Below are 15,708 nucleotides of genomic sequence, written 5' to 3' on the forward strand. Positions count from 1 at the left end.
CCCGTGCGCGTCGTGCGCCACGTCCCAAGGTTTCAGTTATGTGCCGAGGGGGAGCGGCCCGGTGGCCACTCCCCCTCGGAGCCTGTCAACGACGCAGGCCGAGCCGCTGGATCAGCGACCGGTAGCGCTCGATGTCCACCTTCGCCAGGTAGTTCAGCAGGCGGCGGCGGCGGCCGACCATCAGCAGCAGGCCGCGGCGCGAGTGGTGGTCGTGCTTGTGCGTCTTGAGGTGCTCGGTCAGGTCGCTGATGCGCTTGCTCAGCAACGCGACCTGCGCCTCGGGGGAGCCGGTGTCGCCCTCCTTGAGGCCGTACTCCCCGAGGATGTTCTTCTTCTGCTCGGTGGACAGAGCCACTGGCGTGTTCTCCTCTTCGTTCCTGTGCCGTGCGACCAGGGTCCCCCGGAGAACCCGGAGGACACCCGCACCCGGGGGATTCGCCCCCACCGGGTGAGACGGTCACGGCCGCCACGGACCGCAGCCGGACCCAACGACCGAGGGTAGCAGGCGGAGACGACAGCACCCGGACAGCCGAGCGGCGTGTCGCCCACTCGGCCGAACCCGACCGGCGGACACCACCCGCGCCGACCACGGTCGGGGGCAGGGCGGAACGCGCTCGGCCCACCAGCGTTCCCCCACCTCGGGACGGCGGAGCCGCGCGGACGCCGTCGTCAGCGGTCCTCGGCTTCCCCGCTGTCCCGGTTCTCCCGGCCACCGAGCGGCACGCGCGCCAGCGGGGTGTAGGTGGAGCCTCCCCGCCCCAGGTCGCTGCGCACCAGCAGCAACTCCCGCGGCGACCACCACGGCCCGGTGTAGGACGCCAGCAGGTCACGCGCGGGGAGCACGTCCGGCCGGCTGCCCCACCAGCGGGCGACCGTGAGGTGGGCGCGGAAGCCGCGGGGGTTGCAGCCCGCCGCCTTGGCCAGGCCGGACAGCGCCCAGGCGTCCCCGTCCTCCCTCGGCTCGACCCCCACCCACAGGACGCCGCGGAAGACGCCGCTCCCGGCGAACCGCACGGTCGGCGCCGAGGCCTTCGGCGCGCGGCGACGCAACCGCTCGACCTGCTTGTCCCGCGCGGCCTCGTCGCACTCGCCGTGGAAGCAGAGGGTGAGGTGCCACCGGGGCGCGGGGGTCCACCGCAGTCCCTCGGGCGGCGCGTCCGTCACCGGGCGCAACGCCGCCGCCAGGTCCTCGACCGCCGACGCCGGCGGCCACACCGCGGTGAACAGCCGCATCGCGTCTAGCCCTCCTGCGCCGCCCGCCGCAACAGGTCCGACAGGCTCGGGAACCGCGTCGACAGCAGCTCGGCGGCCGCGGACAGGTCGTCGACCGACCGCGCGTGCCGGCGCAGCACGGCCAGCGCCGCCTCGTCGTGGTTGCGCTCGTGGACGGGCAGCGTGTCCCTGCCCACCGTCGGCCGGGAGGCGCGCACCTCCTCCAACGCCCGCTTGAGCGCCTCCTTGTCGCCCGAGGCGACCTCGGGCGTGAGGACCCGCCGCTCCAGCATGACCATCCTGGCCAGCACGGCCGGATTGCCGATCTTGGCGCGCCGGCCGCTCATCACCTGGCTGAGCATGGGCGCGCTGATCCCGAGCACGTCGGCGAGCTGCGCCTGCGAGACGTCGAACGCGACGACGAGCCGGCGCACGCGGTCCCCGAGCGGCTCGCCGTACCACTCGCGCTGCAGCGCGAGATTGCGCTGGACGATCTTGTATTCCTCCACCCTCGTCTCTCCCCGTGGCGGTTTCTCGCAGGCCAGACGCCCCGCATCCTGCCAGGTGCCGACGAGCGCACGAGGGCGGTCCCGCCAGTTGCTTCGCAAGTGCACTCAGTTGGTCACGCGGAGGGGGCGTCGTCGGCCGCCAGCAGCCGCCGCGTCTCCTCGACGTCCCTGCCCATCTGCTCGATCAACGCCTCCGTCGTGGCGAAGCGCTCCATCCCCCGCAGCCGGGCGACGAAGTCCAACGCCACCCGCTCACCGTAGAAGTCCTCGTCGACGTCGAGCACGTACGCCTCGACGCGGCGCTCCCTGCCGGAGAAGGTCGGGTTGCTGCCCACGGACACCGCGGCCGGCAGCGACCGGGCGACCGCGGGATCGCCGTGCCCGGGGTGGACGAACCGGCACGCGTACACGCCGTCGGCCGGGATCGCCGCGAACCGGGGCGTGGACAGGTTGGCGGTGGGGAAGCCCAGGTCGCGGCCGCGGCCGTCGCCCCGCACGACGATGCCCTCCAGCCGGTGCGGCCGACCGAGCGCCCTGGCCGCCGCGGTCACGTCGCCGGCGTCGATGCAGGACCGGATGTAGGTGGAGGAGAAGGTGATCGCCCCGACGCCGGTGTCGTCGCTGACCAGGCTCGCCCCCTCGGTGACGAAGCCGAACCGCTCGCCGAGCCGGCGCAGCGACGCCACGTCACCGGCGGCCCGGTGGCCGAAGGTGAAGTTCTCCCCCACCACGACCGCCGCGGCGTGCAGCTTGTCGACCAGCACCTCGTGCGCGAACTCGTCGGCGGGAACGCGGGAGAGCTCGGGGGTGAAGGGCAGGACGCAGAACACGTCCACGCCCAGCTCCTCGACCAGCTCGGCGCGTCGGCGCAGGGTGGTGAGCTGCGCGGGGTGGCTGCCCGGCCGGACGACCTCGGCCGGGTGCGGGTCGAAGGTCATCAGCACGCAGGGCAGGCCGCGCTCCTCGGCGAGCCGCACGGCCCGCCCGATGAGCTGTTGGTGGCCCCGATGGACACCGTCGAAGACACCGATGGTGACGACACACCGCCCCCACCCACCGGGCAGGTTCTCCAGTCCACGCCAGCGCTGCACGAGCAGCAGCCTAGATGTTCACCGGGACGGAGGACCGGCGTGGTGCGCCGCCGCCCGACGAGACGGGCGGACGCACGACCCTGGTGGGTCGTGCGTCCGCGTGCGCTCGGGCCGGCCTCGGGGCCGTCGTCCGGACCGTTGTGAGGGCCGTCGTCGGGGCGGCGTCCGGTGCCGGTCAGAGGCCGGCGAACACCACCACGGGGCGGGCCGCGCCGCCCTGCTCGTTGACCAGCGCGACGACCCGGCCGTCCGGGCCGAACACGCCGTAGGTGCCGAAGATCCCGGCGGCCGGCAGGCGCTGGCCGTGCGCGACCGCGAGGGCGTCCTCGGCGTTGACGTCGCGCCGCGGGAAGGCGGCGGCGACGGCGGCGTCCATGTCCAGGCTGAGCTTCGGGTCGGCCTCCAACTGCTCCAGGCCGCGCGCCGTCGCCAGGCCGAACGGGCCGACCCTGGTGCGCCGCAGCGCCACCAGGTGACCGCCGACGCGCAGGTCGGAGCCGAGGTCGCGGGCCAGGGCCCGCACGTAGGTGCCGGAGGAGCACTCCACCATCACGTCGAGGTCGGTGAAGGTGCCCTCGTGGCGCGTCGCGAGCAGGTCGAAGCGGTGCACGGTGACCGGCCGGGCCGGCAGGTCGACCTTCTTGCCGGCGCGGACGAGCTCGTAGGCCCGCTCACCGGCGATCTTCACCGCGCTCACCGCGCTGGGCACCTGGTCGATGTCGCCGGTGAGCTTGGCGATGCCCCGCAGGACCTGCGGCTCGGTGACGTGGAAGGCGTTGGACTCGCTGATGACCTCCCCCTCCGCGTCGTCGGTGGTGGTGGCCGCGCCGAGCCGGATGGTGGCCAGGTAGCCCTTGCTGTCCAGGGCGAGGTGGCCGAGCAGCTTGGTGGCGCGCTCGACGCCCAGCACCAGCACGCCGGTCGCCATCGGGTCGAGGGTCCCCGCGTGGCCGACCTTGCGGGTTCCCAGGATCTTGCGGACCCGGGCGACCACGTCGTGCGAGGTCATCCCGGCGGGCTTGTCGACGACGACGAGGCCGGGCGGAACGGTGGGACGGGGTTCGTGCTTGCGGGTGGTGCTGTTGGCGACTGCGGACACGGCGGACCATCTTCCACGACGCTTCCGCGGCCGCCGCACCGGGTGTCCCCTTTCCGGGGGGACAACCCGTTGCGACGACGCGGAAAGAACCGGATGAACGTTACGCGGCGGCCAGCGCCGGCCGCGGGCTCGGCAGCACGTCCCAGCGGTAGGGCCGCAGCCGGACCGGGACCTCCTCGCCGCGGGCCTCGGCGGCGAACACCACGGCCCGCGCCCGACGCCACCACACCGCGGTGCGCCAGGTCCCCACCACGAGCACGGCCGCGACGGCCAGCAACGCGACGCGGAACGCGCCCGCCGGCCCCAGCGGCGCGGCCAGGTCGAGCAGCACACCCACGGACAGCGCGGCGACGGTGGTGGCCACGAAGCCACCCACGTTCACCACACCGGTGGCCGTACCGACCCGGCGGAACGGGTTGTAGTCCCTGGCCAGCGCGAAGCCGATCGCCGAGACCGGGCCGCCCATCGAGAGCAGGACGAACATCGCGCCCAGCACCGGGACCGGGAGTTGGCCCGGCCACAGCACCATCAGCGTCCACGCCGCGCCGGTCAGGCTGAGGAACCCGGTGGCCACGAACATCCGCAGCTCCGGCCGACGGGCGGTGAAGCCGCCCACCAGGGGGCTGCCGACGAGGCCGCCGACCACGAGCAGCGACAGGACGCCGCCGGCCGCCTCCTGGCTCAGGCCCTGCGCCTGGACCAGGTACGGGAAGCCCCACAGCAGGCCCAGCGTCGACGGCACGACGTTGGTGGAGAAGTGCACCCAGAAACCGAGCCGGGTGCCGGGCGTGCGCCACGAGGACCGCACGCGGGCCACCACCTCGCGGGGGTAGATCGGCTCGGGGGCCGGGGCGGGGTGGCCCTCCGGCACGTCCCGCAGGTTGGTGACCGCCCGCGCGGAGTAGGCCGCGGTCACCAGGCCGGCGGTCAGGAACGTGGCGGTCCAGCCGACGTTGTCCAGCATCAGGGTCAGCGGGACGGTGGCGGCGAGGTTGCCCGCGGCGCCCAGGACGCCCGACAGCGACACCACCACGGCGTAGCGGCGGGCCGGGAAGTGGGCGGCCACCAGGCGCAGGACGCTGACCCAGGTCAGCGCGTCGCCCACGCCGAGCACGGCGCGGGCGGCCAGGCCCAGCGGGTAGGACGAGGCCACCGCGAACAGGCTCTGGCCGAGGCCGAGCAGCAGGGCGGCCACGGTCAGGACCCGGCGCGGGCCGAACCGGTCGACCAGCAGGCCGGTGGGGATCTGCATGGCGGCGTACACGCCGACCTGCAGCACGGTGAACGTGCCGAGCCCGGCGGCGCCGACGCCGAAGCGCTCGCCGGCCTGGAGCCCGGCGACGCCCAGCGAGGTGCGGTGGAAGATCGAGACGAAGTAGATGGCGACGGCGGTGGACCAGATCAGCCACGCCCGTCGAGTGGCGCGCTCGACCGGCAAGGGGTCTCCTTCGGGGGATTGCACGGGGGATTTCGGGGAGGTGACGGGAGCGCGCGGACTACTTCGGCCGGCTCCATCCGGTCATCGGATGACTTTACCGATTCGTTAGCGCCGAAGTCTCGTGTCCTGCCCCACAAAGAGCTTGATCGTCCGACCGGCCCCGACTAGGGGCCTCCCTTCGGAGGCACTCCTTCGGAAGCGCCTCTCGGAGGCACGTTCCCTAGCCGCGCACCGCGCCGACGACCGCCCACCGTCCGGACCGGGCCCGGGCGAGCACCGCGGCCAGACGAAGAACCATGAACGCGGCCAGACCGATCCAGATTCCCGTCAGCCCCCAACCGAGGGCGAGTGCGAGCCACACCACGGGCAGGAAGCCGACGACGGCGCTGCCGATCGTGGCGTTCCGCAGGAAGGCCGCGTCACCCGCGCCCAGCAGCACCCCGTCCAGCGCGAACACCACCCCGGCGACCGGCTGCAGGGCGACGAAGAACCACCACGCGTGCGGGATCTCGGCCAACACCGCCGCGTCCGGCGTGAACAGCCGCGGCAGCGGACCGGCCAACGCCGCGAACACCACCCCGAGCGCCACGCCGAAGACCAGGCCGTACTTCGTCACCCGCCAGGCCACACCCCGCGCCCCGCGGTCGTCGCCGCCACCCAGGGCCGCGCCGACCAGCGACTGCGCCGCGATCGCCAGCGAGTCCAGCACCAGCGCCAGGAACGTCCACAGCTGCAGCACCACCTGGTGCGCGCCGGCCGCCGCGGCCGAGGTGCGCGCCGCCACCGAGGCCGCCGACACGAAACACGCCTGGAACGCCAGGCTGCGCAGCACCAGGTCCCTGCCCAGCCCGAGCTGCGCCCAGATCCGAGCCGGCTCGGGCCGCAGGGACACCCGCTCCACGACCAACGCCCGCACGAAGAACCCGGCGCTGATCACCTGCGCGGTGACGTTGGCCACCGCCGAACCCACCAGCCCCCAACCCCACACGTGCACGAGCAGCGGGCACAGCACCGCCGACAGGGCGTTGCCCGCCAGCACGTACCGCAGCGGCCGCGCGGTCTCCTGCACACCGCGCATCCAGCCGTTGCCGGCCATCGTCACGAGGATGAACGGGGTGCCGAACAGGCCCACCCGCAACCACTCGACGGCCGCGTCGGCGACCTCGCCCCGCCCCGCCAACAGCCCCGCGACCGGCCCGGCCGCCAGTTGGCCCACCAGCGCCAGGACGACGCCCACGAGCACCGCCAGCCAGGTGGCCTGCACGCCCTCGGCGACGGCCTCCGCACGCCGGCCGGCGCCGTGCAACCGGGCGGCACGGGACGTGGTGCCGTACGACAGGAAGGTGAGCTGGGTGGACACCTGGGTCAGCACCACACCGCCCACGGCCAGCGCCGCGAGCGGAACGGCGCCCAGGTGCCCGACCACCGCCGTGTCCACCAGCACGTACAGCGGCTCGGCCGCCAACACCCCGAGTGCGGGGAGGGCGAGTGCGAGCACCGAACGCGCGGACACCTGCCCGGACCGCTCCCCCACCTGTCCTCCCGGGACACCTTCCACCGACCAACGCGTGCCAGGCTACGGACGACCACCGACAAAACCGTCCTGACGCGGGCCGGTTTCCGGTCACAGCGCACGCCGGGGAACCGGCGGCGGACGCCAGTCCGAGTTCCGTGGTCAGAACACGTCGTTCAGCGGCTCCGGCGAGGCGGCGAAAGCCGCCAGGAGGCCCACAGCCCCCGCAGCGGGATCGACAGCCGGCCCGGGCGTCAGAGTTCGGGAGCCTCGTCCAGGGCGACGCGGAGCGCGGCCAGAACCCGCTCCGCCGGTCCGTGCGCGGTGAAGCCCGCCGCGAGCCGGTGCCCGCCGCCGCCCAACGCCTGCGCCGCCGCCCCGACGTCGAGCCGCCCGACCGCCCGCAGCGACACCGACCAACCGCCGGTCGCGGTCTCCTTCAGCACGGCGGCGACCTCCGCCTCGACCGTGGTGCGCACCAGGTCGACGACGCTGTCCACCTCCTCGCTGCGCAGCCCCTCGGCGTCGGCCAGCCGCACGGTCGCGTGCACCAGGCCGAGCCCCCGCGCGGCCGCCGGCTCCAACCGGGCGCCGCCGAGGACCGTCGACAACATCGCCAACCACCCGAAAGGGTGACTGTCGAGCAGCGGCCGCGTGGTCGCCTCGGGGTCCACGCCCGCCGAGAGCAGCCGGGCCGCGAGGACGTGCGTCTGCGCGCTCGCGTGCCGGAACGAGCGGGTGTCGGTCACCAGCCCGGCGTAGAGGCACCGGGCGATCGGCTCGTCCAGCGGCTCGCCCAGGAGGTCCAGGAGCCGGGCCGCGAGGACCGCCGTGGCCTCGGCCCGGTCATCCACGTAGTGGTGCGTGCCGAACCTCGTGTTCGAGGCGTGGTGGTCCACCACCAACACCTGCCCGCCGGCGGCGGTCGTGCCGGCCACCCGGTCGCCGAGCGGGCCGAGCCGCCCCACGCTGCCGGTGTCCATCACCACCAGCAGCGGCGGCGCCGGCGGCACATCCGCCGCCGGCACCAGCAGCCCGGCGACGTCCAGGTCCCGCAGCGACTCCGGCACCACGGCCGGCTCGCCGAAGGACACCCGCACCACCGCGCCGCGCCGGTGCAACGCCAACCCGACGGCCAGCGCGCTGCCCAGCGCGTCCGCGTCCGGGTTCACGTGCGCCAGCAGAGTCACGTCGGACGCCCCGGCGAGCAACCGGGCCGCCGTCGCCAGCTCGCCGGCGGCCGGATCGGCGCCCGTCACCCGCACGCCGCTCGTCTCGCCGCCCAGCCCGCTCACCTCCGCGCCACCGCCCCCCACAGCACCGGGATTCCGGGACCCACCCACACCCGGTTCAGCTTCACCCACCACGGGGAACAGGTCTACCCCCCGCGTCGACGACGCGGAGCACGACCCCCGCCCGCGCCGGGTCGCCACGATTCCTGGTTCAGCCCCGCCCGGTGTCGTCGAGCTCGTCCTCCTCGGCGCGGGGCGCCTTGTACGGGTCGGACTCGCCGGCGGGCTCCGCGCCCGCGGCCAGCCGCGCGACCTCGGCGTCGGCCTCCCTGGCCTTGGCCAGCAGGTCGTGGATCCGCTGCGCGTCCTCCGGCACGGTGTCCGCGACGAAGGTCAGCGTGGGGGTGAACCGCACCCCGGTGCCCTGACCGACCATGCCGCGGAGCACGCCCTTGGCGCTCTCCAGGGCCGCCGCGGTCGCGGCGCGGTCGGTGTCGTCACCGAAGACGGTGTAGTACACGGTCGCGTCCCGCAGGTCGGCCGTCACCTTCGCGTCGGTGATCGTGACCATCGCCAGTCGCGGGTCCTTGACCTCGTGCTCCAGCCCGGACGCGACGATCTGCGCGATCCGCTTGGCCAGCTTGCGGGCGCGGGCCGGGTCGGCCACGGCGCTCCTCCCTCTTCTCCCAGAACGTTCGAAAGTCCACGCGGAGGCGGGGCGCGCGGCCCCGGCTCCGCCGGACGGCGGACTAGTCGTCCTCCGGACCCATCATGCGTTGTCTCGCCGACAACAGCTCGAGCTCGGGCCGGCCGGCCACCAGCCGCTCGCACGCGTCGAGCACGTCCCGCGCGTGCGCCGCGTCCGGGGCCACCACCGCGACCCCGAGCAGGGCTCTCCGGTGCAGGTCGAGATGACCGGCCTCGGCCACCGAGACCTCGAACCGGCGTCGCAGCTCGGCGAGCACCGGCCGCACCACCGACCGCTTCTCCTTCAACGAGTGGACGTCGCCGAGCAACACGTCCAGCTCCAGGGCGCCGACGTACACGATCCCCCCGTCCACGAGCGAAGAGGCCCCGGGGCCGGTCGTCGGACCGGCCCCGGGGCCCACCACGTCAGCTCCGCGGCTTCTCGCGCATCTCGTAGGTCTCGATCACGTCGTCGACCTTCAGGTCGCCGTACGAGCCGAGGGTGAGACCGCACTCGTAGCCCTCGCGGACCTCGGTGACGTCGTCCTTGAACCGCCGCAACGAGGCGATGGGCAGGTTCTCGGCGACGACCACGTTGTCCCGCAGCAGGCGCGCCTTGGAGTTCCGCTTGATCTCGCCGGACAGCACCAGGCAACCGGCGATCGTGCCGAACTTGGAGGACTTGTAGACCTCGCGGACCTCGGCCCTGCCGAGCGCGACCTCCTCGTACTCCGGCTTGAGCATGCCCTTGAGGGCCTTCTCGATGTCCTCGATCGCCTGGTAGATGACCGAGTAGAAGCGGATCTCCACGCCCTCGCGGTTGGCCAGCTCGGTGGCCTTGCCCTCGGCCCGGACGTTGAAGCCCAGGACGATGACGTTGTCCGCGATGGCGAGGTTGATGTCGCCTTCCTTGATGGCGCCGACACCCCGGTGGATGACCCGCAGCTCGACCTCGTCACCGACGTCGATCTTCATCAGGGCGTCCTCGAGGGCCTCGACGGTACCCGAGTTGTCACCCTTGATGATCAGGTTGAGCTGGCTGGTCTCCTTGAGCGCGGAGTCCAGGTCCTCCAGGCTGATCCGCTTGCGGGCGGCGCGACGCGCGTTCTCCGCCGCGCGCTCGCGGGCCTGGCGGCGCTCGGCGATCTGCCGGGCGACCCGGTCCTCCTCGACGACGAGGAAGTTGTCGCCGGCGCCGGGCACCGAGGTGAAACCGATCACCTGGACCGGACGGGACGGCGTCGCCTCCGCGACGTCCTGGCCGTGCTCGTCGAGCATCCGCCGCACGCGGCCGTAGGCGTCGCCGCCGACGATCGAGTCGCCGACCCGCAGGGTGCCGCGCTGCACCAGGACGGTCGCCACCGGACCACGCCCGCGGTCCAGGTGCGCCTCGATGGCCACGCCCTGCGCCGGCATCTCCGGGTTCGCCCGCAGGTCCAGCGCCGCGTCCGCGGTGAGCAGGATCGCCTCGAGCAGGTTCTCGATGTTGGTGCCCTGCTTGGCCGAGATGTCGACGAACATCGTCTCGCCGCCGTACTCCTCGGCCACCAGCCCGTACTCGGTGAGCTGCTGACGGATCTTGGAGGGGTTCGCGCCCTCCTTGTCGATCTTGTTCACCGCGACCACGATCGGCACCGAGGCCGCCTGGGCGTGGTTGATCGCCTCGACCGTCTGCGGCATGACGCCGTCGTCGGCCGCGACCACCAGCACCGCGATGTCCGTGGACTTCGCGCCACGGGCACGCATGGCGGTGAACGCCTCGTGACCCGGGGTGTCGATGAACGTGATCAGCCGCTCGTTGCCCTCCAGCTCGGTCGACACCTGGTAGGCGCCGATGTGCTGGGTGATGCCGCCGGCCTCGTGCTCCCGCACGTTGGCCTTGCGGATGGTGTCGAGCAGGCGGGTCTTGCCGTGGTCGACGTGACCCATGACGGTGACCACCGGCGGGCGCGGCGCGAGGTCGGACTCGTCGCCGTCGTTCTCGCCGTAGCTGATGTCGAACGACTCCAGCAGCTCGCGGTCCTCGTCCTCGGGGCTGACCACCTGGACCTGGTAGTTCATCTCCTGGCCCAGCAGCTCCAGCACCTCGTCGGAGACCGACTGAGTGGCCGTGACCATCTCGCCGAGGTGGAACAGCGCCTGCACCAGCGAGGCCGGGTTGGCGTTGATCTTCTCGGCGAAGTCGGTCAGCGACGCGCCGCGGGGCAGGCGGATGACCTCGCCGGTGCCCTTGGGCAGCCGCACGCCGCCGATCGACGGCGCCTGCATGTTGTCGAACTCCTGGCGCTTCTGCCGCTTCGACTTGCGGCCACGCCGGGCCGGACCGCCGGGACGGCCGAACGCGCCGGCAGCGCCGCCGCGGCCACCGCCACCACCGCCGGGACGACCGCGGAAGCCGCCACCGCCGGCCGGGGCGCCACCGCCACCGCCCGGGCGGAAGCCGCCGCCACCGCCGCCACCGCCACCGGGGCCGCCGCGGAAGCCGCCACCGCCGCCACCGCCACCGGGGCCGCCGCGGAAGCCACCGCCGCCACCACCACCCGGACGGCCACCGCCGCCCGGACGGCCGCCGCCGCCACCGGGGCGGCCACCGCCGCCACCGGCCGGACGCGCCGGCCGCGGCGGCATCATGCCCGGGTTGGGCCGCGGCGGCATGTTGCCCGGGTTCGGGCGCGGACCGCCGGAGCCGGGGGCGCCGGCACGCGGGCCGGGCGTCGGCCGACCCTCACCGGGACGCCCGCCGCCGGGGCCGCCCTGACGCTGACCGGGACCCGGACGCGGGCCGCCCTGCGGACGCGGGGCGGGCGCGCCGGAGCCGACGCCGAACGGGTTGTTGCCGGGACGCGGCGCGCGCGGGCCGGGCTTCGGGGACTGCGGGCGCGGCGGAACCACACCGGGGGCGGGAGCGCCGCCGCCCTGGCTCGGGCCACCGGAACGCGGACCCGGACGCGGGCCGGGACGGGGACCCTGCGGCGCCTGGGGCGCCTGCTGGGCCGGAGTCGCCGGCTTCGGAGCGGCCGGGGCCGGGGCCTGCGCCGCCGGAGCCTGGGCCGCCGGGGCCTGCGCCGCCGGCTGCTGCTGCGCGGGCTGCGGGGCCTGCGGAGCCGGGGCCGCCGGCTTCGGGGCCGCCGGGCCCGGCTTCGGAGCCGCCGGACGCGGACCCGGACGCGGGCCCGGCATGGCGGCCGGCCGCGGCGCGGCCGGGGTCGCCGGCTGGGCGGCCGGCGGCTGGGCCGGCGCCGGGGTGGGCTGGGCCGTCTCCGGCCGCGCGGCCGGAGGGGTCGGGGCGGGCGCCGACGGGGCGGGCGCCGGGGCCGCCGCCGCGGGGGCGGGCGGACGCGGAGCCGCCGGACGCGGCGCGGACGGGCGGGGCCTGCCCTCGCCCTTGCCCGCCCGGGGGAACGCGTCGCGGAGCTTGCGGGCGACGGGCGCCTCCACCGTGGAGGACGCCGACTTGACGAACTCCCCAAGCTCCTTGAGCTTGTTCAGAACTTCCTTGCTCGTGACTCCGAGCTCTTTCGCGAGCTCGTGCACGCGGGCCTTGCCTGCCACTGCTCTCCTCATCTGGGGAGGCCGGGCGGCTGGTCCCGCTCGACCTCGTACCTACCGTCGAAGCGCGTTCATGGCTTCAGCTTCACGGCTGATTCATGACGGGTCGACCTGCTTCCTCATCTGCCTGCCGGGCGCGGGGACGTCCCACGCCGGTCAAGTCCCGAGCCGCTGTTCGAGGTGCTCCCGCACGGCCGCGACGTCGAGCGGCCCCGGCACGCGCAACGCGCGCGGGAACGCTCGCCGCCGCTCCGCGACGCGCAGACACTCCGGGTCGGGGTGCAACCACGCCCCCCGCCCCGGCCGCCTGCGTCCCGGGTCGGGGACCAGAACCCCGGCCACGAGCACCACGCGCAACAGCTCGGCATCCACCGCCCGGAGGCGGCAACCAACGCACGTCCGTACTGGACCGATGTGCACGGATTGATGCTCCCAGGCGTGTGAACCAACAAGAGTTTAGCGCTTGACCTTCACTCGACCGAACCGGCCGTCGACGCGCCCGCCTCAGCCGCCCCGCCAGCCGTCGCGGCGGGGTCGGCGTCGCTGCGGATGTCGATCCGCCAACCGGTCAACCGAGCGGCGAGGCGGGCGTTCTGCCCCTCCTTGCCGATGGCCAACGAGAGCTGGAAATCGGGGACCACGACCCGCGCGGTCTTGGCCCGTTCGTCCAGCACCCTGACGGAGACAACCTTCGCGGGCGACAGCGCATTCCCGACGAAGGTGGCCGGGTCGTCCGAGTAGTCGATGATGTCGATCTTCTCGCCGTGCAGCTCGCTCATGACGTTGCGCACCCGCGCGCCCATCGGGCCGATGCACGCGCCCTTGGCGTTGACCCCGGTCACGGTGGACCGCACCGCGATCTTGGAGCGGTGACCGGCCTCACGCGCCACCGCCGGGATCTCGACGGTCCCGTCCGCGATCTCCGGCACCTCCAGCGCGAACAGCCGGCGCACCAGGTTGGGGTGGGTCCGCGACAGCGTGATCTGCGGGCCGCGCACGGTCCGCGACACGCCGACGACGTAGCACTTCAGCCGCGTGCCGTGGTCGTAGCTCTCGCCGGGCACCTGCTCGGCCGGCGGGATGACGCCCTCGGTGTCGCCGATCTGCACCACGACCATGCCCCGGGAGTTCGCCCTGGCGTCGCGCTGCACCACGCCGGCGAGGATCTCGCCCTCCTTGGCCGAGAACTCGCCGAAGGTCCGCTCGTGCTCGGCGTCCCGCAGCCGCTGCAGGATGACCTGCCGGGCGGTGGTCGCCGCGATCCGGCCGAAGCCCTCGGGCGTGTCGTCCCACTCCTGGGCCACCTCGCCGTCCGGGCCCAGCTCCTGGGCCAGCACCCGCACCACGCCGGACTTGCGGTCGATCTCGACCCTGGCGTGCGGGTAGTGCCCCTCGGTGTGCTTGTACGCGGTGAGCAGCGCGGTCTCGATCGCCTCGAGAACGGTCTCGAAGGGGATGTCCTTGTCACGCTCGATCGCGCGCAACGCCGCGATGTCGACGTTCACCTCGACCCCTCCTCGTCGCCCGTCTCCGGCGCGTCCTCCGCGCCGCCTTCCCCGGCATCGCCGCCGGACGCGGCCCCGCCCCCCAGCAACGCCAGGTCGGCGGCGGCCGGCTGTCGGAACTCGATCTCCACCGTCGCCCTGGCCACGTCCTGGTAGGCCAGTCGGCGCAGCTCGCCGTCGACCAGCAGCACCACGCCCTCCTCGTCGGCGTCGCCCACCCGGCCGGTGAGCTCGCCGCCGTCGGCGAGCCGCACCGCGACCAGCCGCAGCCGGGCCCGTCGCCAGTGTCGGGGCCGGGTCAGCGGCCGGTCCACCCCGGGGGAGGTCACCTCCAGCGTGTACGGCCCGGCCAGCAGGTCGTCCCTGGCGTCCAGGGCAGCGGACACGGCGCGGCTGGCCTCGGCGACCTCGTCCAAGCCCACGCCGTCGTCGGAGTCGACGACGACGCGCACCAGCCGGCGGCGGCCGGCGGGCTGCACGTCGAGCAGCTCCAGGTCGAACCCGACGGCCTGGACGGCCGCGCGCACGACCGGTTCGAGCTGCGCGGTGAACTGATCACGCGCGGCGCGCGACGCGACTCGATCACCACGCTCGGCGCGCGGTGGCTCACCGCGCGGCGGGCTGGACACGTTGTCTCTCCCCGATGGTCTCCTGGTGCAGGCCAACACTCGCCGCGGGCCCGACGGCTGCCGGTCCCACGGCGACGGGCGACCGACGCTGCACGCCGCCGGTCGCGGTCGCCCAGCGTAGCGCGTCACTAGGCCGGCCAGGGCAGTGCCGATCACGCGCCGTCCGCGCGGGACCGCCACGATCGCCTGGCAGGATGACGGACCGTGACCTCGGAACCCTCCCGGCCCGGCCCGCTGCCACGGCGGCGGTTCCTGCTCGCGGGCGTCCTGGCCATGGCGGCGGCCCCGCTCGCCGCGGCCTGCACGGCCACCTCGCCCCCGCCGCCCGGTCCCGACCCCCTGGAGCCGCTCGCGGCGCGGGCGCGCGCCGACGCGGCGCTGGCGCGGGCGGTGGCGGACGCGCTCGGCGGCGCGGGCCAGGACCTCGCGCAGGCGGCCAACGCGGTCGCCGCCCACCGGAAGGCCCACGCCGAGGCGTTCGACCAGGAGATCCGCCGGGCGCGGCCGGGAACGGGCGCGGCCACCCCGCCGCCGGCCTCCTCCGACGCACCCCCGCCCCCACCCCCGCCGACCGCGGCCGCCGCGAAGACCGCGTTGGCCGACGCGCTAAAGGCCGCCGAGCAGGAGGCCCGCGCCCTGGTCCCGACGGCGCCGAGGCACCGGGCCGGGCTGCTCGGCTCGGTCACGGCGTCCTGCCTGAGCCTGCGGGAGGTGCTGGCGTGACCTCGCCCGTCCCCGGCCAACCCGGACAACCGAGCTCGAACTCCCCCAAACCCGCGCTGGGCGGCGAGGCCACCGAGGCCGTGCAGCGGGCGTTGGCCGCCGAGCACGCCGCCGAGTGGAGCTACTCCCTGGTTTCGGTGCTCGTGGCCAAGGACATGGAGAAGGTCGTGGCCACGGGCGCCGCGCAGCGCAGGACGCGCCGGGAGACCGTCGAGCGGATGCTGCGCGACGCCGGGGCGACGCCCGTCCCGCCCCAGCCCGCCTACCAGCCGCCCCGGCCGGTGACCGACGCGGCCTCGGCCGCCGAGTTGTTGGTCACAGCGGAGACCGACGCGGCCGGCGCCTGGCGCGCGGTGCTGGAGCGCACCGACGACCAGGGGCTGCGGCAGTTCGCCCTGGACGCGCTGACCGCCGCGGCGGTCCAGGCGACCAGGGTGCGGCGGGCGGCGCGGCAGGCGCCGCTGACGGTGCCGTTCCCCGGCCAGCCGGGGTGAGGACGCCCACCGGGACGCCCCCGTCGT

The 15,708-nt window shown here is 74.7% G+C and carries 16 protein-coding genes; 2 read left to right on the forward strand and 14 right to left on the reverse strand.

The window, feature by feature from the left end; genetic code table 11:
• Positions 1-85 precede the first annotated feature (85 nt).
• The 14 genes from rpsO to rimP form a co-directional block, all read right to left on the reverse strand.
• The gene (rpsO, locus tag BUE43_RS10780) at positions 86-355 is read right to left on the reverse strand and encodes a 30S ribosomal protein S15 (RefSeq protein WP_073481646.1); all 270 of its coding nucleotides are present in this window, start codon (positions 353-355) and stop codon (positions 86-88) included.
• A gap of 314 nt (positions 356-669) precedes the next feature.
• Complete coding sequence (thpR, locus tag BUE43_RS10785) at positions 670-1,233, reverse strand: RNA 2',3'-cyclic phosphodiesterase (protein ID WP_073481649.1); 564 nt, start codon at positions 1,231-1,233, stop codon at positions 670-672.
• Positions 1,234-1,238: 5 nt separating this feature from the next.
• Complete coding sequence (locus BUE43_RS10790; RefSeq protein ID WP_073481652.1) at positions 1,239-1,721, reverse strand: helix-turn-helix domain-containing protein; 483 nt, start codon at positions 1,719-1,721, stop codon at positions 1,239-1,241.
• Between the two features lie 113 nt (positions 1,722-1,834).
• A complete protein-coding gene (locus BUE43_RS10795) occupies positions 1,835-2,812 on the reverse strand; it encodes a bifunctional riboflavin kinase/FAD synthetase (protein ID WP_073481655.1) in 978 nt (325 codons plus the stop codon).
• Positions 2,813-2,987: 175 nt separating this feature from the next.
• The gene (truB, locus tag BUE43_RS10800) at positions 2,988-3,911 is read right to left on the reverse strand and encodes a tRNA pseudouridine(55) synthase TruB (RefSeq protein WP_073481658.1); all 924 of its coding nucleotides are present in this window, start codon (positions 3,909-3,911) and stop codon (positions 2,988-2,990) included.
• Positions 3,912-4,011: 100 nt separating this feature from the next.
• Positions 4,012-5,349 (reverse strand): MFS transporter, encoded by a 1,338-nt coding sequence (locus tag BUE43_RS10805; RefSeq protein ID WP_073481661.1) that lies wholly within the window; start codon positions 5,347-5,349, stop codon positions 4,012-4,014.
• 220 nt (positions 5,350-5,569) lie between these two features.
• Positions 5,570-6,883 carry an MATE family efflux transporter gene (locus tag BUE43_RS10810; protein ID WP_073481663.1) on the reverse strand — a complete coding sequence of 438 codons (1,314 nt, stop codon included), beginning with the start codon at positions 6,881-6,883 and terminating at the stop codon, positions 5,570-5,572.
• A gap of 233 nt (positions 6,884-7,116) precedes the next feature.
• The gene (locus tag BUE43_RS10815) at positions 7,117-8,091 is read right to left on the reverse strand and encodes a DHH family phosphoesterase (RefSeq protein ID WP_073482601.1); all 975 of its coding nucleotides are present in this window, start codon (positions 8,089-8,091) and stop codon (positions 7,117-7,119) included.
• Positions 8,092-8,305: 214 nt separating this feature from the next.
• A complete protein-coding gene (rbfA, locus tag BUE43_RS10820; RefSeq protein ID WP_073481666.1) occupies positions 8,306-8,761 on the reverse strand; it encodes a 30S ribosome-binding factor RbfA in 456 nt (151 codons plus the stop codon).
• An 82-nt stretch (positions 8,762-8,843) separates the two neighbouring features.
• Positions 8,844-9,140, reverse strand: coding sequence for a DUF503 domain-containing protein (locus BUE43_RS10825; protein ID WP_073482603.1), 297 nt, complete (start codon positions 9,138-9,140; stop codon positions 8,844-8,846).
• A 67-nt stretch (positions 9,141-9,207) separates the two neighbouring features.
• Entirely contained in the window at positions 9,208-12,333 is a 3,126-nt protein-coding gene (infB, locus tag BUE43_RS10830) for a translation initiation factor IF-2 (RefSeq protein WP_073481668.1), read from the reverse strand.
• 153 nt (positions 12,334-12,486) lie between these two features.
• Positions 12,487-12,702: a YlxR family protein gene (locus BUE43_RS10835; RefSeq protein ID WP_234995651.1), complete on the reverse strand. Its 216-nt coding sequence runs from the start codon at positions 12,700-12,702 to the stop codon at positions 12,487-12,489.
• 98 nt (positions 12,703-12,800) lie between these two features.
• Positions 12,801-13,835, reverse strand: a complete 1,035-nt coding sequence (gene nusA / locus BUE43_RS10840) for a transcription termination factor NusA (protein ID WP_073481673.1) — start codon at positions 13,833-13,835, stop codon at positions 12,801-12,803.
• A complete protein-coding gene (gene rimP, locus BUE43_RS10845; RefSeq protein ID WP_083959563.1) occupies positions 13,832-14,464 on the reverse strand; it encodes a ribosome maturation factor RimP in 633 nt (210 codons plus the stop codon). Before rimP ends, nusA begins: the two co-directional genes overlap by 4 nt.
• Positions 14,465-14,668: 204 nt before the next feature.
• On the opposite strand from rimP, the gene BUE43_RS35070 reads away from it, so the two are divergent.
• Positions 14,669-15,187: a hypothetical protein gene (locus tag BUE43_RS35070; RefSeq protein ID WP_143174082.1), complete on the forward strand. Its 519-nt coding sequence runs from the start codon at positions 14,669-14,671 to the stop codon at positions 15,185-15,187.
• Positions 15,184-15,681: a ferritin-like domain-containing protein gene (locus BUE43_RS35075; protein ID WP_234995652.1), complete on the forward strand. Its 498-nt coding sequence runs from the start codon at positions 15,184-15,186 to the stop codon at positions 15,679-15,681. Before BUE43_RS35070 ends, BUE43_RS35075 begins: the two co-directional genes overlap by 4 nt.
• The last annotated feature ends 27 nt before the right edge of the window (positions 15,682-15,708 follow it).

Origin of the sequence: Streptoalloteichus hindustanus (assembly GCF_900129375.1) — a bacterium.
Taxonomy (GTDB): Bacteria; Actinomycetota; Actinomycetes; order Mycobacteriales; family Pseudonocardiaceae; genus Streptoalloteichus; species Streptoalloteichus hindustanus.